A 25,400-nucleotide genomic window follows, 5' to 3' on the forward strand; every position below is an offset into this window, starting at 1 on the left:
CGTAGGTGACCCGGTGGCCGCGGGCGACCAGTTCCCGGATGACCTCGAGGCTGGGCAGGACGTGGCTGCGTTGACCTCCAGTTATCTGAAGGTTCTACCGTGGGCTCCATGATCTTCACCGAGCGCGAACGCGCTTACCTGACGAGCCAGCGCCTCGGCCGGATGGGCACCGTCGACGCGAAGGGGCGTCCGCAGGTGCGGCCGCTGGGGTTCCAGCTCAACGACGACGGCACGATCGACATCGGCGGCCCGGACCTCAGCAAGAGCCAGAAGTGGCGCAACCTGGAGCAGAACCCGGAAGTCTCGTTCGTCGTCGACGACATGACGCCGGACGAGCCCGGCGCGATCAAACCCGGCTGGGGGCGGGGCATCGAGATCCGCGGCACGGCCGAACTGATCACCGGCATCGAGCCGCCCGCCTACGGCGGCCCGTGGTTCAGCAACGAGCGGATCCGGATCCACCCGCGTGTCGTGCACGCCTGGCACCTGGACCCGGACCCGCTCGTCCGGCGGGCTCAGGTCAGCGCCTGAGCCAGGTCCCGCCAGAGGTCTTCGGGGTCTTCCAGCCCGACGCTGAACCGCACGAGGCCGGCCGGCACGTGCGCGTCGCCCGGCCACATGGCGCGGCGTTCGACGATGCTTTCCACCCCGCCGAGGCTGGTGGCGTGCCGGATCAGCCGCAGCGACGCGCACAGGCGGTCGGCGGCGGCCGCGTCGGCCAGGTCGAACGCGATCATCGTGCCCTGGCCGGGGTAACGCACCTTCGTCACCGCCGGGTGCTCGCCGAGCCGCTCGGCGAGCAGGGCCGCGGTGCGCGACTGCTCGGCCAGCCGCACCGGCAGCGTCCGCAGCCCGCGCAGCGCGAGCCACGCCTCCAGCGCCCCGGGGGTCGCGCCGTTGCGGGTGCGAGCGTCGCGCAGCTCCTGCGCCACGCCCGCGTCGGCCGCGATGGTCAGGCCGAGCAGCAGGTCGCTGTGCCCGCCGATCAGCTTGGTCGCGCTGTGCACGACGATGTCCGCGCCCAGCGACAGCGGCTGCTGCCCCAGCGGGGTGGCGAACGTGTTGTCCACCACGACCCGCGCGCGCTGCCCGGTCAGCGGCGCGATGTCGATCAGATCGAGCGTCGGGTTGGTCGGCGATTCGACCCACACCACGTCGGCCTCGCGAGCGGCGGCCAGCCAGCCCTCCCGGTCGGACGGCTCGATGCGCCGCACCTTCAGCCGCCCCTTGCCCGCCGCGTGGTCGAGCAGCCCCCGGGTGCCCGCGTAGCTGTAGACCGGCACGGCGACCTCGGCGCCCACGTCCAGCAGGTCCAGCACCGCCGCCGCGGTCGCGATACCGGACGCGAACGCCGTCGCGTGCCCGCCTTCGAGCGCGCCGACGGCCTCCTCCAGCGCCACCCAGGTCGGCGTGCCGTCCTCGCGCGCGTACTTGAAGCCCGCCCCGGCGAGGTAGGTGCTCGCCGGCACCAGCGGCGTGTTCAGCGGCTCACCCGGTTCGTCCGGCCGTCCGGCGGCCACCGCGCGCGTGCGCGGGGCGAGGTCGTCGAGGTTCACGCGTTCTCCCTGATCAGTTTGCGGGCCACCGTGGCGCCCGGGGCCAGCGCGGTCAGCCGCGACACCAGGTCGTCGGCCGCGTCCGACAGCGCGTCCAGCGACATCGGCTCGAGCCGTTCCAGCAGGAACAGACCGCGCTCGCTGTCCTCCCGCAGCCGGGTGCGCACGCACTGGCGGTGGTTCCAGCGACGGCAGGTCACCCCGGCGTCGTCCCGCCACACGACCTCGCCCGCGTCGGCCACCTCGGTGTCCGGCTCGCCGCCCCGAACGGTGTCGAAGGCCTCGTCGCCCCGCGCCCGGACCAGCCGCGGCAACCCAACGTAACAGTCGAGGTCCTCGCCGCCGACCGGCAGCCGGTGCTGCACCGACACCGCGTTGTAGAGGTCGACCACCCGGTTGACCTGCGGCAGCCCGGCACCGGCGCGGCGCAGCAGGGCGTCCACCGAGGGCCGGGTGCGGTTCGGCTTCGCGCCGAACGCGCGGTACGCCTCGCGCCACGCCTCGACGTGCGGATCGTCACCGGCCGATTCGGCCGCGACGGCGAGCGCCTTGGCGGAGTCCTCGTCGCTGGGACCGCTGGGCAGGCCCTCGACCACGACGGCCAGGACCGCGAAGTCCGGCCGCAGCGCGAAGACCTCCGGCGCCACCCGGATCCCGTGCAGAACGTCGCTCATCCGGTCATTCTAACCATCCGTGCGGTGCAGTAGAGTGACCGACCATGACCGAGCCCGCCGCCGTCCTCGCCCGCAACATCCGCGCCCACCGCTCGGCGCGGCAGTGGAGCATGGACGCCCTGGCCGCTCGCGCCGGGCTGAGCAAGGGCGTGGTCGTGGCACTGGAGCAGGGCCGCGGCAACCCGAACCTGGCCACGCTGATCCGGGTCAGCGACGCGCTCGGCGTTTCGCTCACCGCACTGCTCGAAGGCGGCGAACCACCCGCGATCTCGGTCACCGACACCGACACCGTGCTGTGGGAAGGCCCCTCCGGCGGCACCGGCCGCCTGCTGTCCGGCACCGACGCGCCCGCGCCGGCCGAGCTGTGGCGCTGGCACCTCGAACCCGGCGAACGGCACGACAGCGAGGGGCACGCCCCGGGCACCCACGAACTCATCCACGTCCTGTCCGGTGAGCTGCACCTGGGTGTCGGCGACCGGTCCGTCACCGTGCCGGCCGGATCGACCGCCCGGATGACCGCCGACGAGCCGCACAGCTACGCCAACCTGGGCGAAGTGCCGGTCGACTACGTCGGCGTGGTCGTGGTGCCGAGCTGAACATGCGTCCCCCGCGGCCGGTGGGTACCGTGCAGCGACCGCAACGACAGGGAGGAAGACGCATGGCACTCGAACGCCCCGAGGTCGACAAGCCGACCGGGCCGCCCCCGGCCGAGCTGGAGGTCACCGACCTCACCGTCGGCGACGGCGCCGAAGCCGCCGCGGGCAACGTCGTGTCCGTGCACTACGTCGGGGTCTCGCACTCGACCGGCGAGGAGTTCGACGCGTCCTGGAACCGGGGTGAGCCGCTGCGCTTCCCGCTCGGCGCCGGGCACGTCATCCCCGGCTGGGACCAGGGTGTGCAGGGCATGAAGGTCGGCGGCCGCCGACGGCTGGTCATCCCGCCGCACCTGGCCTACGGCGACCGCGGCGCGGGCGGCGTCATCAAGCCGGGCGAGACGCTGGTCTTCGTGGTCGACCTGGTCGGCGTCAACTGAGGCGGGACGCCACCCGCGTCAGCAGGCCGACCACGGCCGAGGTGTGCGCGGCCGGCCGGGGGCGGTGGACCGCGTAGACCTCGCGGTCCAGCGCACTCCCGGCCAGGTCGCGCACCACGATCCCGGCGGCGCCGCGCACCACGCTCGCCGGCACCAGCGCCACGCCCAGCCCGGCGCGCACCAGCGCGAGGATCGCCCCGTAGTCCCGGGTCTCATACGCGATCCGGGGCTCCACCCCGTCCTTGGCGGCCAGCAGGTCCAGGCACGGGCGGTCGGCCGAGATCCAGTCGTCGTCGGCGAGGTCGAGCAGCTTCACCTCGTCTGTCCGCGCCGCCGGGTGGTGGGCGGGCAGCACCAGCCGCAGCCGATCGGCCAGCAGCGGCACCCGGGTCAGGCCGCGCGCCGGCGGTAGTCGCCGCCCCGGGTAGCGGTGGGTGATCAGGAGGTCGAGTTCGCCGGAGACGACGAGGTCGTAACCGTCCGGCGGTTCCAGGTCCACCAGCCGCAGCCGGGTCGCCGGGTGTGCGCGCCGGAACTCCCCCACGACCTGCGGCAACAGCACCTGCCCCGCAGTCGCGAAGGTGCCCACGGTCAACGCGGCGGGCGGCTCGTCGCGCAGGGCCGCAAGCGCTTGCTCCGCCTCCCGCAGCTCCCCGACGATCGCTTCGCCGTGCCGGACGAGCCGCCGCCCGGCCTCGGTGAGCACGGTGCCGGTCGCGCGGCGGTCCAGCAGCGCGCACCCGGCCTCGCGCTCCAGCCGGGCCAGCTGTTGGGACAGCGCGGAGGGGGTGAAGCCCATGTTCCGCGCCGCGGTGGCGATGGATCCGGCGTGGGCGACCTCGACCAGGACGCGCAGCCGTTCGGCGACGAGCATGCCGTAAGTATCGCTAATGCCGGGCAATCGGAAAGCGCTGGCGGCTTACGGCCGGGATGCGCACAGTGGAGACATGACAACCACCGTCGTCCCCGACGTCGCCAGTGCCGCGGAGCGCATCCGCCCGTACGTCCGCCACACCCCGATCCTGCGCGCCGAGGTCGACGGCCGTCCGCTCGTGCTGAAGCTCGAGCACCTGCAGCGCACCGGTTCGTTCAAGCTGCGGGGCGCGCTGAACTCCCTGCTCACGGGCGAGCGGCCGGAACGAGTGGTCACCGCTTCCGGCGGCAACCACGGCATCGGGGTTGCGACGGCTGCGTCGATCCTCGGCCTGCCCGCGACGGTGTTCGTGCCGGAGGGTGTGCCGGCGAGCAAGGCCCGGCGGATCGAGGCGGCCGGTGCCCGGCTGGTGCGGGCGGGCACGCGCTACGCCGAGGCGGCGGCCGCCGCTCACGAAGCCGCCGCCGCTCCCGGCGTGCGTTATGTCGAGGCGTACAACGACCCGGTCGTGGTGGCCGGCCAGGGCACCGTGGCGGCGGAGATCGTCGCCGACGCGCCCGAGGTGGACTCGATCGCGGTGGCCGTGGGCGGCGGCGGGCTGGCGGCCGGTGTGGCGCTCGGCTCCGGCGGGCGGCTGACGGTCGCGGTCGAGCCGGAGCGGTGCTCGTGCCTGCACCAGGCGCTCGCCGCCGGTCACCCGGTGGACGCGGAGGTGGACTCGATCGCCGCGTCCGCGCTGGGCGCGACCCGGGTGGGCGAGGTGCCGTTCGCGGTGCTGTCCGGGCCGGACGTGCGGTCGCTGGTGGTCGGCGAGGCGGAGATCGTCGCGGCGCGGGACCGGCTGTGGGAGGAGTTCCGGCTGGCCGTCGAACCGGCGGCCGCGGTGCCGTTCGCGGCGTGGCTGGCCGGGGCCGTGCCCGGGGAGATGCCGTGCGTTCTGCTCTGCGGCGCCAACGCGGACTGGACGCCGTGACTACGCTGGGATCATGCCGGAACCGATCTTGGTGTCCATCGCCACCGCCGCGGCGACGAAGGCCGTGCAGGGCCTGTACGAGCTGATCAAGCGACGGTTCGCCGACGACCCGGAGGCGACCGCGGTGCTGGAGACCGCCACGCCCGAGGCGCCGGAGACCGTCGAGGTCCTGGCCGAGCGTCTCGACCAGGCCGGCCGGGAGGACCCGCGGTTCGCCGAGGCGCTGCGCGAGGCGTGGAGCCAGCACGGGGACGGGGCGAACAACCAGATCTCCGGGACGGTCCACGGCAACGTCGTGCAGGCGCGGGACGTCCACGGCAACATCAGCTTCTGAGATCACCGGTCGTGTCGGTCGGGTGAAGCAGTGTGCGCACCGTGCTGGCGATCGTGCACAACACCACGGCGGCGACCTGCACAAGGTGAAGGCGCCGCTGATGGTCGTGCCGCACGGCATGGGCTACAACAAGTACTTCGACTCGGAGGGCCGCGGCGGGTGTTCGGCCTGTCGGCGGACTGGCTGAACCACGAAGGACGCGTCGTGCCGTCCGTGATCGTGCTCTCCCACGAGGAACAGCTGGACCGGCCCCGCACGATGACCACGATCGGGCGACCGGTGCGCCGCCCGAGCTTGCGGTCCAGTTGCCGCAGCGGGGACTCGTGGTTGGTGAGCTGGCTGACACCCACGGCGCGGGCCGCGCCCCACCGCGACGAAGAACACCGATCAACAGCAGCCGGACCTGCGCAACGAAAAAACCCGGGCCCTGGAATTCCAGAGCCCGGGTCATCGGGTGGGCGAGGAGGGAGTTGAACCCTCACGTCCTTTCGGACACACGGACCTGAACCGTGCGCGTCTGCCATTCCGCCACTCGCCCGAGTTGCTGCGACAGCGAAAGGAACTTTAGCAGGCCGGTTCGGGGCCCTTCACCGGGGGTCGTGTCGAAGGGCGCGGATCCCGATAGGATCGATGCGAAAGCACATGGTGCGAAGGAGGCGAGGGGTTCGTGGGCCGCGTTGAGCGCTTCGATCGACGCCTGGAATCCCTGGTGGGGAACACCTTCGCACGCATGTTCGGCGGCAACGTCGTCACGCAAGAGGTGGCGCAGGCCCTGGAACGCGAAGGTGAGGACAACGTTCGTGAGCTGGCCGGTGGCAGGCTGCTCGCCCCCAACCACTACACCGTGTCACTGGGGCCGACGGACTACGACCGGATGGCCGGCGATGAGTTGCGCGTCACCCGGGTGCTCACGGAAGCCGTCAAGGAGCACCTCGCCGAACACGGTTGGGACACCTATGGTGACGTCGTAGTTTCGCTCGAGCGCAACGACGCGCTGCATACTGGACAATTCAAGACCCGTTCATCCGTCGACCCCGACGTCAGCGCGCGTAACGTCGCGGGTGCAGGACGGTCAGCACGACCCAGCAACGCAGGAGACCCAGCAATGAGCCAGCCCCCCGGCTACGGCCAAGGCCAATACGACCAGGGTGACCCGTACGGCCAGCAGGGCCAGTACGGCTACGGACAGCAGGGACAGCCCGGTTACGACCAGGGTGGCTATGGCCAGCCGGGTTACGACCAGGGCTACGGCCAGCAGCCCGGGTACGACCAGGGCGGCTACGGGCAGCAGCCGGGCTACGACCAGGGCGGCTACGGCCAGCAGCCGGGTTACGACCAGGGCTACGCGCAGCAGCCCGGCTACGACCAGGGCTACGGCCAGCCCCAGGGCGGGTACGACCAGGGCTACGGGCAGCAGCCCGGCTACGACCAGGGCGGCTACGGCCAGCAGCCGGGTTACGACCAGGGCTACGCGCAGCAGCCGGGCTACGGCACCCCGCCGGGTGGCTACGGGCCTCCGCAGGGCGCGCCGGACCCGTACGCGCAGCAGGGCTACGCCCCGCCGCCGGCCGCTCCGGGCGCCGGCCGTCAGGTCCAGGCGGTCCTGCAGCTCGACGACGGCTCGAACCGGAACTACACCCTCAAGCAGGGCGGCAACGTCATCGGCCGCGGCCAGGACGCGGACTTCCGCCTGCCCGACACCGGGGTCTCCCGCCGCCACCTGGAGATCACCTGGGACGGCCAGAGCGCGACGCTCGCCGACATCGGCTCCACGAACGGCACCACGGTCAACGGCACCCCGGTGCAGACCTGGCAGCTCGCGGACGGCGATGTGATCCGGGTCGGTCACTCCTCGCTGGTGTTCCGCACGCAGGGCTGACACGCGCGCCGGTAACCTGCGCCTGACCGGGTTCGCACCCGAAATCCCGTGTCCCGCAGAATGACTCCTGCGGGACGCCGCGGCGCACGCGTGCCACGGTCGGGAGAACAGAAGGCGGAGACACGTGCCGGAGCTGGTCGTTCAACTCACCAGAGTGGGCTTTCTCGTGCTGCTCTGGCTGTTCGTGCTGGCCGCCCTTCGGGTGGTGCGCTCGGATCTGTACGCCGCGTCGGGCCTCAAGGTGGCGATGCCCGGGCTGCGCCGGGCCAAGGAGCAGAAGAAGCCGCGGGGCGGCGCGAAGACGCCCCGCCAGCTGCTCGTCACCCACGGGGCGCTGGCCGGCACGCGCATCACGCTCGACGGCAGGCCGATCACGATCGGCCGCGCCGACGACTCCACCCTGGTGCTGGACGACGACTACGCCTCGACCCGGCACGCCCGGCTGTCGCTGCGCGGCACGGACTGGTACGTGGAAGATCTGGGATCGACCAACGGCACCTACCTGGACCGGGCTAAGGTCACTGCACCCCTCCGAGTTCCGCTCGGTGTCCCCATCCGGATCGGCAAGACGGTGATCGAGCTTCGCCCATGACACTCGTTCTTCGCTACGCGGCCCGCAGCGACCGTGGCCTGGTGCGGTCCAGCAACCAGGACTCGGTGTACGCGGGTCCCCGCCTGCTCGCACTCGCCGACGGCATGGGTGGCCATGCCGCGGGTGAGGTGGCCAGCAAGGTCGTGATCGCCTCCCTCGCCCCGCTCGACGACGACGAGCCCGGCGACGACCTGCTGACCATGCTCAGAGACGCGGTGGCCGGCGGCAACGCGGCCATCAGCGAGCTGGTGGCGAACGACCCGGACCTCGACGGCATGGGCACCACGCTCACCGCGATGCTGTTCTCCGGCTCGCGCCTGGGCATGGTCCACGTGGGCGACTCGCGGGCCTACCTGTTCCGCAACGGCCAGCTCACGCAGATCACCCGCGACGACAGCTTCGTCAACGAGCTGCTCGAGCAGGGCCGCATCACCGCCGACCAGGCCGCGACCCACCCGCAGCGCTCGCTGCTGCTCAAGGCCCTCACCGGGCACGAGGTCGAGCCGAGCCTGACCGTGCGCGAAGCCCGCGCCGGCGACCGGTACCTGCTGTGCTCCGACGGCCTGTCCGGCATGGTCAGCGACGAGACGCTGGCCGAGGCGATCCGCATCCCGGACCCGCAGGACTGCGCCGACCGCATGATCGAGCTGGCGCTCAAGGGCGGCGGCACCGACAACGTGACGGTCATCGTCGCGGACGTGGTGGACGTCGACTACGGCGAGAACGCCCCGATCGTGGGCGGCGCCGCCGGTGACGGCAGCGACCAGTACGAACTCCAGGGCGACTCCCCCGCGGCCAGGGCCCGCGCGCTGACCCAGCCGCCCCCGCCACCGCCGCCGCAGATGATCGCGCCGCCGGAAGAGCCGAAGAAACGCCGCAAGTGGCGCTGGATCGTCGGCATCCTGCTGGTGCTCGTGGTGCTCGGCGCGGGCGCGATCGCGACCCGCTACTTCGTGCTGAGCCAGTACTACGTCGGCGAGGGCGCCAACCAGGAGGTCGCGATCTTCCGTGGCGTGCCCGGCAGCATCCTCGGCGTCCCGCTGCACCAGCAGGCCGAGGGCTCGTGCCCGTCCGGTGACCAGGTGTGCGACAAGCTGACCGTGCCGCAGCTGCAGCAGGACGCGCAGGCCGCGGTGCGCAACGGCGTGAAGAAGGACAGCCTGGCCGACGCACGCGACTACATCGACAACTTCCTGCGCTACAAGACGCTGCGGGACTGCACCCAGACCACCATTCCCGGCGTCCCCACGGTGCCGAGCGAATCGACGAGCCAGCAGGCGGGGAGGGACTGCGCGACGACGACGGTGCCAGGTGGCGGTGGCTGATGAGCCAGCCATCGCTGTCCGATCCGGCAGCCGCCCTCTACGCGACCAACCCCCCGCGGGACATGCCGACCCGGCGTGGCACGGAACTGGCCATGCTGGGTTTCGCCGCGTTCATCGTCACCTGCGCGTTCGTGCTCGTGCAGGCCAACCAGGAGCAGGAGCTGTCCTGGTCGATCGTCTGGTACGGGCTGGCCTACCTGGGGTTGTTCGCGGTCGCCCACGCGGCCGTGCGCAAGTGGGCGGCCTACGCCGATCCGCTGATCCTGCCGTGCGTGGCCCTGCTCAACGGCCTCGGCCTGGTGATGATCTACCGGATCGACCTGGCCAACGCGGAGAAGGCCACCCAGTCCGGTTCGGACTTCACCGCGGACGCGCCGAAGCAGGTGCTGTTCACCGCGCTCGCGCTGGCGCTGTTCCTGGCCGTGCTGATCATCGTCAAGGACCACCGGACACTGACCCGCTACGGCTACACCGCCGGCCTGGTCGGCATGGTCGCGCTGGCGCTGCCCGCACTGCTGCCCAGCTCGCTGTCCGAGGTCAACGGCGCGAAGGTGTGGCTGAAGCTGCCCGGCTTCTCCATCCAGCCCGCGGAGTTCTCGAAGATCCTGCTGATGATCTTCTTCGCCTCCTTCCTGGTGGCCAAGCGCGACCTGTTCATGATCGCCGGCCGGAAGGTGTTCGGCGTCGAGCTGCCGCGCGCGCGTGACCTGGGCCCGCTGCTCATCGCGGCCGGGGTCTGCCTGCTGGTCCTGGTGTTCGAGAAGGACCTGGGCACCTCGCTGCTGATCTTCGGCATCGTGCTGGTGATGCTCTACGTCGCCACCGAGCGGGCGATCTGGGTGGTCACCGGGCTGAGCTTCTTCATCCTCGGCTGCCTGATCGCCTACCAGCTGTTCACGCACGTCGAGCAGCGCGTGGCGAACTGGATCGACCCGCTGGAGACCTACTCCGACCCGGGCGGCGGCTACCAGATCGCGCAGGGCCTGTTCGGCCTCGGCACCGGCGGGGTCGGCGGCACCGGGCTGGGCGCCGGCCGCCCGGAGATCGTGCCGGAGTCCAACACCGACTTCATCACCGCCGGCCTCGGCGAGGAGCTCGGGTTCGTCGGCCTCGCCGCGATCCTGATGGTCTACCTGCTGCTGGCCACCCGCGGCATGCGCAGCGCGCTGGCGGTGCGGGACACGTTCGGCAAGCTGCTCGGCTGCGGCCTGTCGTTCGCGATCGTCATGCAGGTGTTCGTGATCGTCGGCGGGGTGACGAAGCTGATCCCGATGACCGGTATCACGACGCCGTTCCTGTCCTACGGCGGCTCGTCGCTGCTGGCCAACTACATCCTGATCGCCCTGCTGCTCCGGATCTCGGACGCGGCGCGGCGGCCTGCCCAGAAACCCCGGCCCAAGCAGCCGCAGCAACAGGCTCCGCTGGCCGAGGCGCACACGGTGATGGTGCAGCGGCCGCCGGCCGGGGGCAACGCGACAGGGGAACCGACGGCATGAACAAGCCCATGCGCCGCGTCGGCATCGCCATGATCACCATGGTGGTGCTGCTGCTGGTCAACATCACCTACATCCAGGTGGTGAAGGCCGACGACTACCGCACCGACTCGCGCAACCAGCGCGTGCTGCTGGACCAGTACTCCCGGCAGCGCGGCAGCATCGTGTCCCAGTACGACGGACAGGTGCTGGCCGACGTGGTGGCCACCAACGACAAGCTGAAGTTCGAGCGCCGCTACACCGACGGCCCGATGTACGCGCCGGTCACCGGCTACTACTCGGTGCGCTACGGCTCGGGCGGCCTGGAGCGCGCCGAGGACGAAATCCTCAACGGCGAGGACCCGCGGCTGTTCGTGCGCCGCCTGTCGGACATGGTCACCGGGCGGGACCCGCGCGGCGGCAACGTCCAGCTGACCATCAACCCCGCCGTGCAGTCGGCCCTCTACAACGCGATGACGTCGAAGGGCTACACCGGCGCCGCGGTGGCGATGAACCCGAAGACCGGCGAGATCCTCGCGATGGTCTCCACGCCCTCCTACGACCCGAACGCGCTCGCCTCGCACGACGGGACCGAGCAGCAGGAGGCGTGGACCCGGTTCAACGACGACCCGAAGAACCCGATGCTGAACCGGGCGATCTCGGAGACCTACCCGCCGGGGTCGACGTTCAAGCTGCTGGTCGCGGCGGCCGAGCTGGAGAACGGCGCCACCGCCGACACCCCGGTGAGCAACGCGCCGAACGTCAAGCTGCCGGGCACCAACGTCACGCTGGAAAACTACGGCGGCGCGGCCTGCCCGGGCACCACGTTCAAGGACGCGCTGGCCCACTCCTGCAACGTGCCGTTCGCCACCTTCGCCGGCCAGCTGGGCGCGGACAAGCTGCGTCAGACCGCGGTCAACTTCGGCATCGGCGCGCCGCTGTCGATCCCGATGAACGTGGCGCCCTCCAGCCTGGGCGACCTCGACTCGCAGGCCGCGCTGTACCAGAGCGGCATCGGCCAGCGCGACGTGCGGCTGACCCCGCTTCAGGACCTGATGCTGTCCGCCACGATCGCCAACGGCGGCATGGCGATGAAGCCGCAGCTGATCAAGAAGCTGCTCGCGCCGGACCTGTCCGACCTGGAGACCTTCTCGCCGCAGGAGCTGACCGGCACGCCGGCGCTGTCCGCGGAGAACGCGGCCGTGCTGCGCGACATGATGATCGCCTCCGAGGCCAACACCAAGGGCGGCGGCAAGCGCGGCAACATCCAGATCGCGTCCAAGACCGGTACCGCCGAGCACGGCACCGACCCGAAGGCCACCCCGCCGCACGCCTGGTACACCGCGTTCGCGCCGGCCGCCGACCCGCAGATCGCCGTCGCGGTGATCGTCGAGTCCGGTGGTAACCGCGGCCTGGAGGCCACCGGTGGCACCGTGGCCGCCGAGATCGGCCGTGCCGCGATCAACGCCCAGCTCGGGGGTGGGTAGCGCATGCTGTCCACCGGTCAGCTCCTGGCCGATCGTTACCGGCTCGTCCACCGCATCGCCGTCGGCGGCATGGGCGAGGTGTGGCAGGCCAGCGACACCCGGTTGGACCGGATCGTCGCGGTGAAGGTGCTCAAGGCCGAGCTGTCCCAGGACGCGGAGTTCCTGCACCGCTTCCGCACCGAGGCGCGCACGACGGCCTCGCTGAACCACCCCGGCATCGCGGCGGTGCACGACTACGGCGAGACGGTCGCGGGCGAGCACGCGATCGCCTACCTGGTGATGGAGCACGTCGACGGCGAGCCGCTGGCCGGGATCCTGATGCGCGAGGGCAGGCTGGCGGCCGACCGGACGCTGGACATCCTCGAGCAGGCGGGCAACGCGCTGCAGGCCGCGCACGAACGCGGGCTGGTGCACCGGGACATCAAGCCGGGCAACATCCTGGTCACCCCGAACGGCACGGTGAAGATCACCGACTTCGGCATCGCGAAGGCCGCCGACGCGGCGCCGGTGACCAGGTCCGGCATGGTCATGGGCACCGCGCACTACATCGCGCCGGAGCAGGCGCTCGGCCACGACGCGGAACCGGCGAGCGACGTGTACTCGCTGGCCGTGTGCGGGTACGAGTGCCTGGCCGGGCACCGGCCGTTCCTGTCCGAGAACGCGGTGACGGTCGCGATGATGCACATCCGCGACCTGCCGCCGCCGCTGCCGCCCGACGTGCCACCGCACGCCCGCGCGGTCATCGAGGCGACCCTGGTCAAGGACCCGAGGCAGCGCTACAACAGCGGCGGCGAGTTCGCGGCCGCCATCGCCGCGGTCCGCAACGGGCACGCGTTACCGACGCCGTCCGGACTGGTGCAGACTTATGCCCCGGTCGTCGGCCCGGTGGCAGCCGTCGGCCCGGTTTCGCAGCCGGCGATGCAGCCGGTCAGCCCACCCGGCGTGCCGCACCCGAGCGGGGTGCTGCCGATGCCGGTGCCACCGCGGCGGCGGGTGCCGATCGCCGTGTGGGTGCTGCTGGCCCTGCTGGTGGCCGGGATCGTGGTGGTCCTGCTGGTGCTCCTGCCCGACTGGGGTGGCGGCAGCGGGACCGGCCGGATTCCGGGCGGCCAGGTCGGCACGACCGACATGGTTCCCGGCACGCGGCAACTCCCTCCCCCCGAAGAGACGACCTACGAGGCATGATGAGCACACCTTGGACGGAACGGAACGGCTTTCTCCGATGACTGCACCCAGGATGCTGTCCAACCGCTATGAACTGGGCGACACGCTCGGTTACGGCGGCATGTCCGAGGTCCACCACGGCACCGACGTCCGGCTGGGCCGCGAGGTCGCCGTGAAGATCCTGCGTGCCGACCTCGCCCGCGACCCCCAGTTCCAGGAGCGGTTCCGCCGCGAGGCGCAGAACGCCGCGGCGCTGAACCACCCGGCGATCGTCGCCGTGTACGACACCGGTGAGGCGCAGACCGAGTACGGTCCGCTGCCCTACATCGTGATGGAGTACGTGCGCGGCCGGACGCTGCGCGACATCGTCAAGACCGAGGGGCCGCTGTCGCAGAAGCGGGCCATGGAGGTCATGGCCGACGTCTGCGCCGCGCTGGACTTCTCGCACCGGCACGGCATCGTGCACCGGGACGTGAAGCCGGCCAACGTGATGATCACCGACCAGGGCGCGGTCAAGGTGATGGACTTCGGCATCGCGCGGGCGATGCACGACGGCCAGGCCGCGATGACGCAGACGGCCGCGGTGATCGGCACGGCCCAGTACCTGTCGCCGGAGCAGGCGCGCGGCGAGGGCGTCGACGCGCGCAGCGACGTCTACGCCGCCGGTTGCGTGTTGTTCGAGCTGATCACGGGCGAGCCGCCGTTCACCGGTGACTCGCCGGTCGCGGTGGCCTACCAGCACGTGCGGGAGGACCCGAAGGCGCCGTCGGCGGTGAACCCCGCGGTGTCGCCGGAGCTGGACGCGATCGTGCTGAAAGCGCTGGCCAAGGGCCCGGCCAACCGCTACCAGTCGGCCGCCGAGATGCGCGCCGACCTGGTCCGGACGCTGTCCGGGCAGCGGCCGTCGGCGCCGATGGTGATGACGGCCGACGAGCGTACGCAGGTGATCGGCGGGGCGCCCGGGCACGCGGCCGACTACGACCCCGAGGCGTTCGAAGAGGACGAGAAGCGCCGCAAGCGCAGGCGCGTCACCGCCGCGGTGATCTTCACGCTGATCGCCCTCGGCTTGATCGCGTTCATCATGTGGCTGGCCGGCGTGTTCGAGTCGAAGCCGGAAACCGCGATGATCCCCGACGTCAGCGATCAGCAGCAGGTGCAGGCCGAGCAGACGCTGCGGGACAAGGGCTTCACGAACATCGCGCTCGCGGACAAGCCGTGCTTCCGCCAGCCCAACGGCGTGGAGACCTGCTCGGCCGACCAGATCGGCAAGGCGATCAGCACCGACCCCGCCGCCGGGGTGAGCGTCGCGCTGGACCAGAAGATCACGCTGTTCATCGGCCGGGCGCCGGCGAACGTCGCGGTGCCGAACCTGCTGGGCAAGACCCAGGAGGAGGCCGAGGCGCTGCTCAACCAGGCCGGGCTGCTCCTGGACCCGAACGTGCAGCAGGTCGACGTCGACGACGAGGACCAGTACGGCAAGGTCCAGAGCCAGAACCCGAACGCGAACGCGCAGATCGCGCAGGGCAGCACGGTGGCCATCAAGGTCGGCAAGACGCCGAACATGGTGGAGGTCACCGACTACACCGGCCAGCAGTACGACGTGGCGAAGGCGGGTCTGGAGGCCCTCGGCTTCAAGGTCAGCAAGCAAGAGGCCGACTCCGACCAGCCGGAGGGCCAGGTCCTCAACCAGAAGCCGAACGCGGGCCAGCAGCGTGAGGGTTCGACGGTGACCCTGACCGTGTCGAACGGGTCGCAGCAGAAGATCTCGATGCCGGACCTGCGTGGCCTGACCCAGAACGAGGCGCTGCAGCGGCTGCAGCAGCTCGGCTGGGACGGCCAGGTGAACTACCAGGCCGACAAGCTCTCCGACGAGGACATGGACGGCAAGGTCACCGGCAGCGTGCCGACGGCCGGCACCCAGATCACCAAGAGCGAGACGATCACGCTGCTCATCGGCGAGTCCAACAGCGGTGGCGGTGGTGGCGGCGACAACACGACGTCGCCGACCAGCTCGCCGAGGTTCCCGGGCATCCCGTAAGGCTCGACCGACAAGGGCCCGCTTCCCCACCGGGGAGGCGGGCCCTTCGCTATGCCCGCCGCCGCATCGCCCAGGCGGTGCCCGCGGTGCTCACCGCCAGCAGGAGCACCCCGCCGAGCAGGCCGAGAGCCACCGCGGAGCCCGGCGCGGAACCCAGCAGCCCGCGCAGCATCGGGTTGACCACCGGCACCCACCGGACCAGCAGCACGATCCCGAGCAGCGCGAGCGCGGCGAGCACGGTGTAGCCGACGCGCGGGAGCAGCAGGCGTGAGCACGGCAGTCCGATGGCGACACCGGCCGCGGCGCAGGCGATGTGCGCGACCACCCCGTCGACCAGCACGCCCGCGGAGAAACCGGGGTGCACCAGCGCGGCCCACACCAGCGGGATCACCATCACGCCGGCGCAGCACAGCGCGACCGCGCCGACGATGCCGGAGAGCACAGTGGACAGCCGGCCGGCCTGCACCTGCGTGATCAGGCGTTGCGTGGGGTCCTCGGCGTCGACCAGGGCGATCGTCAGCCAGCACGCCACCACGGTCAGCGCGCCGGAGCTGACCGCGAACAACGGGCGGGCCTGCGAACCGGCGTCGCTGTAGAGGACGCCCAGCAGGATCAGGTAGGCCAGCAGCGGCGGCAGCCAGCGCTGGGAGTGGGCGAGCAACGCGAGCTGGTAGCGGATCACGGGCGCACCGCCGGGGTGTCGACCCGCACCACCGACCAGCCGCAGCTCAGCGCCTTGAGCAGCAGTTCGTCCGTCCGCTCCGCGGCGACGGTCAGTTCGACGTGGTCGCCGTCGCGGTGGGTGGCGAGCACCCCGGGCAGGTCCACCGCGCCGGAGCCGCGCAGCACCACGCGGGCCGCCCGGTCCACCACCCGCAGCACGCCGCCGGTCAGGCGGAAGACCTCGGTGGCGTGGGCGTGGGCGCGCTCGTCGCGGTGCTCGGTGAACACCACGCTCGCCCCGCGGGCGCTGGTTTCGGCGATGATCTCGCCGAGCACCTCGTGCGCGTCCGGGTCGAGCCCCGACCAGGGTTCGTCCAGCACCAGCAGGTCCGGTTCGGTGATCAGCGCCTGGGCCAGGCCGACCTTCTGCGCGTTGCCCTTCGACAGGTGCCGCAGCGGCGCGTTCGGGCCGCCGGCCAGCGCCAGCCGGTCCAGCAGCGCCCGCGGGTCCACTTCGGACGTTCCGGAGATGCGGCCGAGGTGGCGCAGGTAGGCCACGGCGCTCATCCGGGTCGAGGCCGGGAACCGGTCGGGCACGTACCCGACGCGCGGACGGCCGGTGACCGTGCCCGACGAGGGCCGGGACAGCCCGGCGATGATTCGCAGGAGCGTCGACTTGCCGGACCCGTTCGTGCCGACGACGCCGACCACGCTGCCCGGGCGCACCTCGAGGTCCACCCCGGTCAGCACCGGGGCGTCACCATAGCGCTTGCCGACCCCCAGCAGCCGGATCACGCAGCGGCGGCCTTCTGCAACGCTGCGACCTCACGCTCCAGGGCGTCCACCACGAACGGCTCGACCGGGTGACCGGCGGTCGCCATCCAGTTCGCCAGCATCCGGTGCCCGCCCTGGGTCAGCACCGACTCGGGGTGGAACTGCACACCCTCGACCGGCAGCTCGCGGTGCCGCATGCCCATCACCACGCCGGACTCGGTGCGCGCGGTGACCTCGAACTCGGCCGGGATGGTGTCCGGCAGCACGGTCAGCGAGTGGTAGCGGGTCGCGGTGAACGGGTCGGGCAGGCCGGCGAGCACGCCGCCGCCCTGGTGGTGCACCTGGCTGGTCTTGCCGTGCAGCAGCTCGGGCGCGCGGTCGACGGTCGCGTTCCACGCCACACCGATCGCCTGGTGGCCGAGGCACACGCCGAGCATCGGGGTGTGAGTGTCGGCACACTTGTGCACCACGTCGATGCTCTGGCCGGCGCGCTCCGGCGTGCCCGGGCCCGGCGAGACGAGCACGCCGTCGAACTCGGGCACGCGGTCGAGGTCGACGACGTCGTTGCGCCAGACAGTGCATTCGTTGCCGAGCTGGGCCAGGTACTGGACCAGGTTGTAGACGAAGCTGTCGTAGTTGTCGACGACCAATACGCGCATGCCGACCACCCTACCGGCGTCCACATGCTGGACCGCAATTCATATCACAGTGAAAGTAAGGGTCACCTATCTTTACCGTGGCAAGGGTGAGCCGTAGTCCTCTTCGCGTCGCCATCGTGGGCGCCGGCCCCGCCGGCATCTACGCCGCCGACATCCTCGACAAGTCCGACACCGACGTCAGCATCGACATCTTCGAACGCATGCCGGCGCCGTTCGGGCTGATCCGGTACGGCGTCGCCCCCGACCACCCGCGCATCAAGGGCATCGTGACCGCCCTGCACAAGGTGCTCGACCGACCGGGCATCCGGCTGCTCGGCAACGTCGACTACGGCACCGACATCAAGCTCGACGACCTGCGCGAGTTCTACGACGCGGTCATCTTCGCCACCGGCGCGATGAGCGACCGCGCGCTGGACATCCCGGGCATCGACCTGCCCGGCAGCTACGGCGCCGCCGACTTCGTGTCCTGGTACGACGGCCACCCGGACGTCCCGCGCACCTGGCCGCTGGAGGCCACCAGCGTCGCCGTCCTCGGTGTCGGCAACGTCGCGCTCGACGTCGCCCGCGTGCTCGCCAAGACCGCGGACGAGCTGCTGTCCACCGACATCCCGCCGAACGTGTACGAGGGCCTGAAGTCCAGCAAGGTCACCGACGTGCACGTGTTCGGCCGCCGCGGGCCGGCCCAGGCCAAGTTCACCCCGCTCGAGCTGCGCGAGCTGGACCACTCGCCGAACGTCGAGGTCATCGTCTACCCCGAGGACATCGAGTTCGACGACGGCTCGATCGCCGCCATCCGCGCCTCCAAGCAGGTCGACATGGTGGTCAAGACGCTGCAGGAGTGGGCGATCCGCGACCAGGGCGACCGGCCCAAGCGCCTGCACCTGCACTTCTTCCACTCGCCGACGGAGATCCTCGGCGACGAGCGGGTCACCGGCCTGCGCACCGAGCGCACCGAGCTGACCGGCGACGGCAACGTCCGCGGCACCGGCGAGTTCCACGACTGGGACGTCCAGGCCGTGTACCGCGCGGTCGGCTACCTGTCCTCCGAGCTGCCGGAGGTCCCGTTCGACCACGACAGCGGCACGGTGCCGAACGAGGGCGGCCGGGTGCTGGACATCGACGGTGACCACGTGCCCGGCGTGTACGTGACCGGCTGGATCAAGCGCGGCCCGGTCGGCCTGATCGGCCACACCAAGGGCGACGCGGCCGAGACGATCCGCAACCTGCTCGCCGACGCGGACTCGCTGACCGCGCCCAAGCAGGCCGCCCCGGACGCGATCACGTCGTTCCTGGCCGACCGCGGCGTCCCGTTCACGACCTGGGAGGGCTGGGGCAAGCTCGACGCGCACGAACGCGCCCTGGGCGAGCCGCAGGGCCGCGAGCGCGTGAAGGTCGTCGAGCGCGAGGAGATGATCCGCGTTTCGCGCGGCTAGTTCACCGACACCTGGTTGAACGGGAGCATCGGCTCCAGCCAGGGGAACACGACGAACAGCAGCAACGCGATCACGCCGAGCACCAGCACGAGCGCGGTCACCGCCTTGACCCCGGCCGGGCCGGGCAGCCTGCGCCAGATCCAGCCGTACATCACACGCCTCCGATCGCCTGCAGCAGCTGCTCGTAGGTGGCACCCGGGGTCTTCGGGTACTGGTTGGTCAGCACGGCGTGCACGATCAGCCGCTGCTTGTCGGAGAACCGCGGGTGGCACGTGGTCAGCGTGAGCAGGGAGACCTGCTGGGCCGTCGGCAGCACATCGGCGCTGCGGTGCGGCACCGGGGCGACCACCTCGCCCTGGTCCGGCGTGACGATCTCCCGGCCGTAGGTCTTGCCGTACGGGCCGCCGTCCGGCGCGTCGGTGCGCAGGGTGCCCACGTTCGCGCACTGCGGGCGGGCGGCCTTGTCGGCGTTCCAGTTCGCGAGCTCATCGGAGTGCGGCAGGACGCGGTAGACGAAGAAGTCGCTCTGCGTCTCGATCACGATCGCGTCACACGAGGCGAGCAGGTCGAGGTCGTTGAACGGCGCGCCCTTGCCGACGCGGTGCCCGGCGACGGCGAAGTTGCCCGGCTCGCCCGGCAGCGCGGTGCCCTTGTAGTGCCCCGGCCCGACTTCCAGCGCCTTCGCGTCCGTGCCCTCCTGGATCGTGAAGTGGTAGTCCGCGCCGAAGCTCGGGATGTACATCTTCGCGAACGCCTCGCCGTCGATCAGGTCGGCGTGCAGCGTGCGGCCCTGCGCCCAGTCCTGGTCCAGCGCGACGGTGGCGCTGGCCTGCTTGCGCGCGGAGAACAGGTCCGTGATGTACAGCTCGTAGACGACGAACAGGAGCACGACGAGGCCGGCGGTGATCAGCAGTTCGCCGATCGTCCGCACGGTCCTGGCGAAACCGCCACCGGTTTTCCTCGGTGGCGGGGCGTCGAGGACTGCCACGCGCGCTCCTCTCTCGGGGACGCTTACGTTAACGTGTGAACGTAGAGGTGGATGCGCACCACCTGGCCAGAGACGAACACCGCGAGGTTCCGATGCCCAAGTCCAAGGTCCGCAAGAAGACGGCGTACACGCCGCCGGCCGATCGGCGCACGCCGGTCAAGGTGCGCGCCGCGGGGCCGTCCAGCCTGTTCTACAAGATCGTGATGTTCGGGCTGATGGTCCTCGGGCTCGTCTGGCTGGTCGTGAACTACATCGCGGGCGACAAGATCCCGTTCATGGCGGATCTCGGCAACGGCAACTTCGCGGTCGGCTTCGCGCTGATGATCGTCGGTCTGCTCATGACGATGCGCTGGCGCTGAGCGGAAGATCACAACGATTGCCCCGAACAGCCGCTTGACCCGTAATTACAGCACTGTGACTCATCCCCAGTGTGGATAACCACTGTGGATAACTCGTCTCCTCATTGGGCTCCGCGACCTGTTCTGGTCGGAGCCGGTTGTGCCGCGGCCGTTTTCGCCGCGGCCGCGGCGATCCTGGCGAGCGACCGGATGGGCACGGTCCTCTTCGCCGTCGCGGCGGTCGCGCTGACCGCGTTGTCGCTGCACGGTTTGCTCGTGCGCCCGCGCCTCACCGCGGACCCGCGCGGGCTGCGAATCCGCACCACGACCGGGAAACACGACCTGCACTGGCCCGAGGTGACCGCCCGCGTCCGCACCACCCGCCGCCTGGGCCGCGACTCGGCGACGCTGGAAATCGAGGCGGGCGAGGCGCTGTACGTCTTCGGCTGGCTCGAACTCGGCGCCGATCCGCGGGACGTGCTCGACACGCTGACCGCGTTGCGGCCCTAACCGGTCGGCTCGACGCAGACCAGCTCGTCGCCGCGGTACCAGCAGACCAGGTTCGCCAGCTGGGCGTCGCGCACGAACACCAGCACCAGCAACGCGACCAGCAGCACCGCCACCGCGCCGCCCTGCCAGTACTGGCGCCCCTTCGCCGGGGCGTACACCATCGCCGCGGTGACGGCCGCGCCGACGACCAGGCCGCCGAGGTGGCCGAGCAGCGAGATGTTCGGCAGCGACACGGTGATGATCAGGTTCAGCACGATCGTGCCGATCGCGTACGCCGGGTTGAGCCGCAGCCGGATGACGGCGACGAGCATCGCGCCCAGCAGGCCGTAGATCGCGCCGGACGCGCCCGCGGTGCCGCGGTCCACGTCGTCGAACAGGTACACCGCCACCGCGCCGCCCAGCAGCGACACCACGTACAGCGCCGTGAACCGCACGCGGCCCAGCAACGTCTCCATGTCCCGCCCGAGGATCCACAGGGCGAGCATGTTGACCGCCAGGTGGATCGGCCCGTAGTGCAGGAAACCGGACGTGGCGAGCCGCCACCACTCGTCCGCCCCGGCGATCGCGCGCGGCCACAACACGCCGTCGCCGAACAACGGCGCGGTGTCGTTGGCGGTCAGGCTCCCCGACTGCGCCACCGTGACGACGTACGCCAGCACGTTGAGCGCGATGAGGATCGGCGTGACCACCGGCCGGTGCGAGACCTGGGCGCCGGCGACCGTGCGCGGCGTGTACCGCTGGACGTTCTGCTCGCGGCGCCCGGTCTGCACGCAGTCTATGCACTGGTAGCCGACCGACGCCTCACGCAGGCAGTCCGGGCACGCCGGACGGCCGCACCGGACGCAGCTGAGCCCGGTGGGTCGCGACGGGTGCCACCAACAGCCGGGCAGGGCCGACTGCTGGTGCGGCTGTGAGGCAGGCGGGTGCGGAGGCATGTTCACGATGCCTCCAACCTACCCTGGCTCAGCCTTCGCGCTCGATGTCGATCTTCTCGATGACGACGTCCTGCAGCGGCTTGTCGGCGGGCCCGGTCGCGGTGTTCGCGATCGAGTCCACGACGTCGCGCGACTGCTGGTCGGCCACCTCGCCGAAGATCGTGTGCTTGAAGTTCAGGTGCGGCGTCTTGGCCACGGTGATGAAGAACTGCGAGCCGTTGGTGCCCGGGCCCGCGTTCGCCATCGCCAGCAGGTACGGCCGGTCGAACTGCAGTTCGGGGTGGAACTCGTCGCCGAACTGGTAGCCCGGGCCGCCGCGGCCGGTGCCGGTCGGGTCGCCGCCCTGGATCATGAAGCCCGAGATGACGCGGTGGAAGATCGCGCCGTCGTAGAACGGGCCGGAGTTCTCGCCCTTGGCGTTCGGGCGCTGGTACTCCTTCGTGCCCTCCGCGAGGCCGACGAAGTTGGCCACGGTCTTGGGGGCGTGATCAGGGAAAAGGTTGATCCGGATGTCCCCGGCGTTGGTGTGCAGGACGGCGGTCGCCTTCGCACCAACGAGGGATTCACTGCTCTGGGTCACCGCTTCATCGTGCCATCCGCAGCGAGATCGGCCGGAAACGGGCAGGATGGTTACGGGGATGGAACGTGAGACGAAACGATTGACGAGGTGAAAGGCCATGACCCGAGCTGCGGACTCGGTGGGTGAGTCGGTCAAGGCCGGCTTGCTCGGCCTGAGCAAGCGGGCCGTCGAGGTCGGCAAGGCAGGCGCCGAGGTGACCGCTCAGGCCGCCCAGGCGGCCGAGAAGCGGCTTTCCGAGAGCACCGAGGAGGCTCGCAAGGAGGCCGCCAAGCGGGGCCGGCAGGCCCGCAAGGACCTGGCCAGGGCGAGCAAGCAGGCGCGCAAGGAGGCCGCGGCGCGGCTCGCCGAGCTGCGCAAGCCGGGCCGCAAGGCCCGCAAGGCCGCCGTGCAGGCCGCGAAGGCCGCCGGTGAGTCGAAGCGGAAGGCCAAGAAGGACTTCAAGCAGGCCAAGAAGGACTTCCGGGCCGCGCTGGAGGAGGCGAAGCTCGCCGCCAAGGGCACGAAGAAGAGCCGCAAGTGGCCGCTCTTCCTGGTGCTGGGCGTGCTGGCCGCCGCGGGTGCGGCGGTCGCGCTGCGCGGCAAGCAGGAGCCGCCGGTGGCCACCGAGCCGCCGCGGGCCGCGCCGAAGCCGGCCACCCCGGAGTCGACGGCGAACGGCCAGCACGCGCCGAGCCCGTCGCCCGCGGAGAAGCAGAACTAGACACGTTCCACCGGAGGTGCCGCTCGACCGCGAGGCCGAGCGGCACCTCCGCCTGCGCTGACCCGGTCACGCCCGACCCCGCACAGGCGAACGGCCGCTTTCCCAACAGGTACCGATGGGAAAACGGCCGTTCTGCGCGACTGCCTCAGGCGGCGGCCGCGTGCTTGTCGATCAGCTTGCCCAGCCGGGGCAGCGCCTCTTCGACGTTCTTCTTGCCGTTCGGGCGCAGCTTCTCGTAGACCTTCTTGATGCTGTCGCGGCTGCTCTTGGCGGCGCGCGCGTCGGTCACGCTCAGCAGCGCGTCGGCGGCCTCCGAGCCACGGCCGGACAGGTAGGCGCCGAAGTCGCCCCCGCCCTGGCCCTTGAAGTCGGCGTAGAACGGCTCGAGCGCGGCGGTGAAGTCGTCGAGCAGGCTGTCCACGGCGGAGCCGATGATGCCCGGCTTGATCTTCTTGACCGCGGCGAAGCCGGTCTTGATGACGGCGCCGGACACGCCGCCCTTGTCCGAGACCTCTTCGTCGACCAGCGTCTCCAGGTCGGTCACAACGGCCGGACGCCTGCTGGAGTCGAGCAGGATTTCCTTGAGGGTGTCAGCCACGAATGTCTGTCCTTCTTCACATCGAGGTACACGGGGGGCTCTCGCAGCCCGTGGCACGCCGGCCGCAGGTCTCGACCGTCCCGTGCTGGTCCTCCCCGGCTGCGAGGTGCGATCAGGGTAATACAAGATCAACTTGACACTGCACCCCGCCGGTCTTAAAGGTGCGAGATCGCCTGCCGGGCAACGGTTCTCGCCTTCACCGTCTGTTGCTGGTTCGTGGTCACGATGACCGCCGTACCGCCCTTGGCCACGGCATATACCGCGCCGTCCGGTTTCGCTGCGTAACCACCCTGCCACCCTGGCGGCTCGGTCGCGGGGTTGCTCGTGGCCACCGGCGCCGCCTGGTCGACGAGCGCCTTCGCCACCGCCGGATCCCCGGTGTAGACGCGCACGGTCAGCTGGAGCTTGCCGGACAGGGCGTAGAAGAAGCACGTCGGATGCGGCTGGTCGGCGGAGACCTCGACCTTCGACACGCGCTGTCCGTTGGAGTCCGCGACGAACGAGTTCTCCAGGTACGGGCAGGGCGCGGTGCGGGCCGGGGTGGGCTCCGGGGGCAGCTGCACGGCCGTGGTGGCCGGCGCGCTCGAGGACGGCGGCGCCTCCGGTGCCGGCTGGGCGGAGCAGCCGGCCAGCGCGGCGGCCGCGAGCAGTGCGGGCAGGACTCGTCGCATAACCCGATCAGTGAACCACCCGGCCTCCGCCGGGTTGTGGCGGGCGCGCCGCTACAGCAGGGTAGAAGGAACTACTCTACGTGTTCGTCCGGAGGCGAGATGTATTCAAGTCGGGCTGCCGGTGGCGTGCTGGCCCTGCTGACCGGAGCCGCCCTGCTGGCCGGGACCACACCCGCGTCGGCGGTCGCGGCGGACTTCCCGGCCGGCGACGAGGGCTACCACACCTACGCCGAGGTCACGACGGAACTCCAGAAGGCGGCCGCCAACCACCCGGACATCGCGGTGCTGTCCAGCGTGGGCAAGTCCTTCGAGGGCCGCGAGCTGAACCTGGTGAAGATCAGCGACAACGCCGCCGCCGACGAGGGCGAACCCGAGGTGCTGTTCACCTGCAACCAGCACGCGCGCGAGCACCTGACCACCGAGATGTGCCTGCACATCGTGCAGCGCTTCACCGACGGCTACGCGAGCGATCCGAACATCCGGTCGCTGGTGGACGACCACGTGATCTGGGTGATCCCGAACGTCAACCCGGACGGGGCCGAGTACGACATCTCGGGCGCGGACTACAAGTACTGGCGCAAGAACCGCAGGCCGGTCGACGGCGACAAGATCGGCACCGACCTGAACCGCAACTGGGGCTACAAGTGGGGCTGCTGCGACGGCTCCAGCACGCGGCCGGCGTCTGAGACCTACCGCGGTCCGTCGGCGTTCTCCGAGCCCGAGACGCAGGCGGTGTCGCGATTCGTCGACTCGCGCGCGGCCGGTGGGCAGCAGCGGATCAAGACGCACATCGACTTCCACACCTACTCCGAGCTGGTGCTGTGGCCGTTCGGGCACACCGAGGACGACACCGGCGAGGGCATGACGGCCGAGGAGAACGCGCGGTTCCGCGACGTCGGGCAGCGCATGGCCGCCACGAACGGGTACAAGGCCCAGCAGTCCAGCGACCTCTACGTCACCGACGGGGACGTCAACGACTGGATGTGGGGCACGCACAAGATCCTCAGCTTCACCTTCGAGATGTACCCGACCGGCCCGTTCCCCGGCTTCTACCCGCCGGACGAGGACATCGCGCGGGAGACGACGCGCAACGACGCGGCCGTGGACATCCTGATCCGCGAGGCTCGCTAGACAATCGATCCAAGTTCTG

At 70.9% G+C, this 25,400-nt stretch carries 29 protein-coding genes and 1 tRNA gene; 17 read left to right on the forward strand and 13 right to left on the reverse strand.

The window, feature by feature from the left end; genetic code table 11:
* The first annotated feature begins 108 nt into the window (after nt 1-108).
* Nucleotides 109-531 carry a PPOX class F420-dependent oxidoreductase gene (locus IE290_RS24485; protein ID WP_191247035.1) on the forward strand — a complete coding sequence of 141 codons (423 nt, stop codon included), beginning with the start codon at nt 109-111 and terminating at the stop codon, nt 529-531.
* Here the strand turns inward: IE290_RS24485 and IE290_RS24490 are convergent.
* Together IE290_RS24490 and IE290_RS24495 are read right to left on the reverse strand one after the other, a co-directional pair.
* A complete protein-coding gene (locus IE290_RS24490; protein ID WP_191247036.1) occupies nt 516-1,556 on the reverse strand; it encodes a trans-sulfuration enzyme family protein in 1,041 nt (346 codons plus the stop codon). The genes IE290_RS24485 and IE290_RS24490 overlap by 16 nt on opposite strands.
* Nucleotides 1,553-2,230, reverse strand: coding sequence for a B3/B4 domain-containing protein (locus tag IE290_RS24495; RefSeq protein ID WP_191247037.1), 678 nt, complete (start codon nt 2,228-2,230; stop codon nt 1,553-1,555). Before IE290_RS24495 ends, IE290_RS24490 begins: the two co-directional genes overlap by 4 nt.
* Before the next feature lie 44 nt (nt 2,231-2,274).
* Between IE290_RS24495 and IE290_RS24500 the strand changes: the two genes are divergently transcribed.
* Nucleotides 2,275-2,826 (forward strand): helix-turn-helix domain-containing protein, encoded by a 552-nt coding sequence (locus tag IE290_RS24500; RefSeq protein ID WP_191247038.1) that lies wholly within the window; start codon nt 2,275-2,277, stop codon nt 2,824-2,826.
* Nucleotides 2,827-2,888: 62 nt separating this feature from the next.
* Nucleotides 2,889-3,263, forward strand: coding sequence for an FKBP-type peptidyl-prolyl cis-trans isomerase (locus IE290_RS24505; RefSeq protein ID WP_191247039.1), 375 nt, complete (start codon nt 2,889-2,891; stop codon nt 3,261-3,263).
* Here the strand turns inward: IE290_RS24505 and IE290_RS24510 are convergent.
* A complete protein-coding gene (locus tag IE290_RS24510; RefSeq protein ID WP_191247040.1) occupies nt 3,256-4,137 on the reverse strand; it encodes a LysR family transcriptional regulator in 882 nt (293 codons plus the stop codon). The two genes, IE290_RS24505 and IE290_RS24510, sit on opposite strands and share 8 nt — an antisense overlap.
* Nucleotides 4,138-4,210: 73 nt before the next feature.
* Here IE290_RS24510 and IE290_RS24515 point away from each other — a divergent pair, with 73 nt between their 5' ends.
* Together IE290_RS24515 and IE290_RS24520 are read left to right on the forward strand one after the other, a co-directional pair.
* Nucleotides 4,211-5,110, forward strand: a complete 900-nt coding sequence (locus IE290_RS24515) for a serine/threonine dehydratase (protein ID WP_191247041.1) — start codon at nt 4,211-4,213, stop codon at nt 5,108-5,110.
* A 13-nt stretch (nt 5,111-5,123) separates the two neighbouring features.
* The gene (locus IE290_RS24520; RefSeq protein WP_191247042.1) at nt 5,124-5,444 is read left to right on the forward strand and encodes a hypothetical protein; all 321 of its coding nucleotides are present in this window, start codon (nt 5,124-5,126) and stop codon (nt 5,442-5,444) included.
* 455 nt (nt 5,445-5,899) lie between these two features.
* On the opposite strand, the gene IE290_RS24525 is transcribed toward IE290_RS24520, so the two are convergent.
* A tRNA-Leu gene (locus IE290_RS24525) sits at nt 5,900-5,982 on the reverse strand.
* A 129-nt stretch (nt 5,983-6,111) separates the two neighbouring features.
* Between IE290_RS24525 and IE290_RS24530 the strand changes: the two genes are divergently transcribed.
* The 7 genes from IE290_RS24530 to pknB all read left to right on the forward strand — a co-directional run bounded on the left by IE290_RS24530 (nt 6,112) and on the right by pknB (nt 15,401).
* Nucleotides 6,112-7,323: an FHA domain-containing protein gene (locus IE290_RS24530; RefSeq protein ID WP_191247043.1), complete on the forward strand. Its 1,212-nt coding sequence runs from the start codon at nt 6,112-6,114 to the stop codon at nt 7,321-7,323.
* 124 nt (nt 7,324-7,447) lie between these two features.
* A complete protein-coding gene (locus IE290_RS24535) occupies nt 7,448-7,915 on the forward strand; it encodes an FHA domain-containing protein FhaB/FipA (protein ID WP_191247044.1) in 468 nt (155 codons plus the stop codon).
* Nucleotides 7,912-9,240, forward strand: coding sequence for a PP2C family protein-serine/threonine phosphatase (locus IE290_RS24540; RefSeq protein ID WP_191247045.1), 1,329 nt, complete (start codon nt 7,912-7,914; stop codon nt 9,238-9,240). Before IE290_RS24535 ends, IE290_RS24540 begins: the two co-directional genes overlap by 4 nt.
* On the forward strand, nt 9,240-10,736 hold the full coding sequence (locus IE290_RS24545; protein WP_191247046.1) for an FtsW/RodA/SpoVE family cell cycle protein: 1,497 nt from the start codon (nt 9,240-9,242) through the stop codon (nt 10,734-10,736). Before IE290_RS24540 ends, IE290_RS24545 begins: the two co-directional genes overlap by 1 nt.
* The gene (locus IE290_RS24550; protein ID WP_191247047.1) at nt 10,733-12,199 is read left to right on the forward strand and encodes a peptidoglycan D,D-transpeptidase FtsI family protein; all 1,467 of its coding nucleotides are present in this window, start codon (nt 10,733-10,735) and stop codon (nt 12,197-12,199) included. Before IE290_RS24545 ends, IE290_RS24550 begins: the two co-directional genes overlap by 4 nt.
* A gap of 3 nt (nt 12,200-12,202) precedes the next feature.
* On the forward strand, nt 12,203-13,384 hold the full coding sequence (locus tag IE290_RS24555; protein WP_191247048.1) for a serine/threonine-protein kinase: 1,182 nt from the start codon (nt 12,203-12,205) through the stop codon (nt 13,382-13,384).
* A gap of 37 nt (nt 13,385-13,421) precedes the next feature.
* Nucleotides 13,422-15,401, forward strand: coding sequence for a Stk1 family PASTA domain-containing Ser/Thr kinase (gene pknB / locus IE290_RS24560; protein WP_191247049.1), 1,980 nt, complete (start codon nt 13,422-13,424; stop codon nt 15,399-15,401).
* A 49-nt stretch (nt 15,402-15,450) separates the two neighbouring features.
* On the opposite strand, the gene IE290_RS24565 is transcribed toward pknB, so the two are convergent.
* The 3 genes from IE290_RS24565 to IE290_RS24575 are packed head-to-tail and all read right to left on the reverse strand — an operon-like array spanning nt 15,451 to nt 17,497.
* A complete protein-coding gene (locus tag IE290_RS24565) occupies nt 15,451-16,083 on the reverse strand; it encodes a hypothetical protein (RefSeq protein ID WP_191247050.1) in 633 nt (210 codons plus the stop codon).
* Nucleotides 16,080-16,859: an ABC transporter ATP-binding protein gene (locus IE290_RS24570; protein WP_191247051.1), complete on the reverse strand. Its 780-nt coding sequence runs from the start codon at nt 16,857-16,859 to the stop codon at nt 16,080-16,082. Before IE290_RS24570 ends, IE290_RS24565 begins: the two co-directional genes overlap by 4 nt.
* Nucleotides 16,856-17,497 carry an aminodeoxychorismate/anthranilate synthase component II gene (locus IE290_RS24575; RefSeq protein WP_191247052.1) on the reverse strand — a complete coding sequence of 214 codons (642 nt, stop codon included), beginning with the start codon at nt 17,495-17,497 and terminating at the stop codon, nt 16,856-16,858. Before IE290_RS24575 ends, IE290_RS24570 begins: the two co-directional genes overlap by 4 nt.
* A gap of 116 nt (nt 17,498-17,613) precedes the next feature.
* Between IE290_RS24575 and IE290_RS24580 the strand changes: the two genes are divergently transcribed.
* Nucleotides 17,614-18,930, forward strand: coding sequence for an FAD-dependent oxidoreductase (locus tag IE290_RS24580; RefSeq protein ID WP_191247420.1), 1,317 nt, complete (start codon nt 17,614-17,616; stop codon nt 18,928-18,930).
* Here IE290_RS24580 and IE290_RS24585 read toward each other — a convergent pair.
* Nucleotides 18,927-19,082, reverse strand: coding sequence for a hypothetical protein (locus tag IE290_RS24585; protein WP_191247053.1), 156 nt, complete (start codon nt 19,080-19,082; stop codon nt 18,927-18,929). The two genes, IE290_RS24580 and IE290_RS24585, sit on opposite strands and share 4 nt — an antisense overlap.
* Nucleotides 19,082-19,918 (reverse strand): class E sortase, encoded by an 837-nt coding sequence (locus tag IE290_RS24590; RefSeq protein WP_191247054.1) that lies wholly within the window; start codon nt 19,916-19,918, stop codon nt 19,082-19,084. The genes IE290_RS24585 and IE290_RS24590 overlap by 1 nt, the downstream gene beginning before the upstream one ends.
* Before the next feature lie 92 nt (nt 19,919-20,010).
* On the opposite strand from IE290_RS24590, the gene crgA reads away from it, so the two are divergent.
* Together crgA and IE290_RS24600 are read left to right on the forward strand one after the other, a co-directional pair.
* On the forward strand, nt 20,011-20,277 hold the full coding sequence (gene crgA, locus IE290_RS24595) for a cell division protein CrgA (RefSeq protein WP_191247055.1): 267 nt from the start codon (nt 20,011-20,013) through the stop codon (nt 20,275-20,277).
* Between the two features lie 189 nt (nt 20,278-20,466).
* Nucleotides 20,467-20,766: a PH domain-containing protein gene (locus tag IE290_RS24600; RefSeq protein ID WP_191247056.1), complete on the forward strand. Its 300-nt coding sequence runs from the start codon at nt 20,467-20,469 to the stop codon at nt 20,764-20,766.
* On the opposite strand, the gene IE290_RS24605 is transcribed toward IE290_RS24600, so the two are convergent.
* Nucleotides 20,763-21,536 (reverse strand): rhomboid family intramembrane serine protease, encoded by a 774-nt coding sequence (locus IE290_RS24605; RefSeq protein ID WP_308431376.1) that lies wholly within the window; start codon nt 21,534-21,536, stop codon nt 20,763-20,765. The two genes, IE290_RS24600 and IE290_RS24605, sit on opposite strands and share 4 nt — an antisense overlap.
* 193 nt (nt 21,537-21,729) lie before the next feature.
* Complete coding sequence (locus tag IE290_RS24610; RefSeq protein ID WP_094003360.1) at nt 21,730-22,281, reverse strand: peptidylprolyl isomerase; 552 nt, start codon at nt 22,279-22,281, stop codon at nt 21,730-21,732.
* A gap of 97 nt (nt 22,282-22,378) precedes the next feature.
* On the opposite strand from IE290_RS24610, the gene IE290_RS24615 reads away from it, so the two are divergent.
* On the forward strand, nt 22,379-22,981 hold the full coding sequence (locus IE290_RS24615; protein WP_229874689.1) for an ATP synthase subunit B family protein: 603 nt from the start codon (nt 22,379-22,381) through the stop codon (nt 22,979-22,981).
* Nucleotides 22,982-23,126: 145 nt separating this feature from the next.
* Here IE290_RS24615 and IE290_RS24620 read toward each other — a convergent pair whose 3' ends face one another.
* Both IE290_RS24620 and IE290_RS24625 read right to left on the reverse strand, forming a co-directional pair.
* A complete protein-coding gene (locus IE290_RS24620; RefSeq protein ID WP_191247058.1) occupies nt 23,127-23,579 on the reverse strand; it encodes a DUF6918 family protein in 453 nt (150 codons plus the stop codon).
* 155 nt (nt 23,580-23,734) lie between these two features.
* Nucleotides 23,735-24,250: a DUF2020 domain-containing protein gene (locus IE290_RS24625; RefSeq protein WP_191247059.1), complete on the reverse strand. Its 516-nt coding sequence runs from the start codon at nt 24,248-24,250 to the stop codon at nt 23,735-23,737.
* A gap of 126 nt (nt 24,251-24,376) precedes the next feature.
* Between IE290_RS24625 and IE290_RS24630 the strand changes: the two genes are divergently transcribed.
* Entirely contained in the window at nt 24,377-25,381 is a 1,005-nt protein-coding gene (locus IE290_RS24630; protein ID WP_191247422.1) for a M14 family metallopeptidase, read from the forward strand.
* The last annotated feature ends 19 nt before the right edge of the window (nt 25,382-25,400 follow it).

The sequence above is a fragment of the Amycolatopsis deserti genome (assembly GCF_014653945.1).
Taxonomy (GTDB): domain Bacteria; phylum Actinomycetota; class Actinomycetes; order Mycobacteriales; family Pseudonocardiaceae; genus Amycolatopsis_E; species Amycolatopsis_E deserti.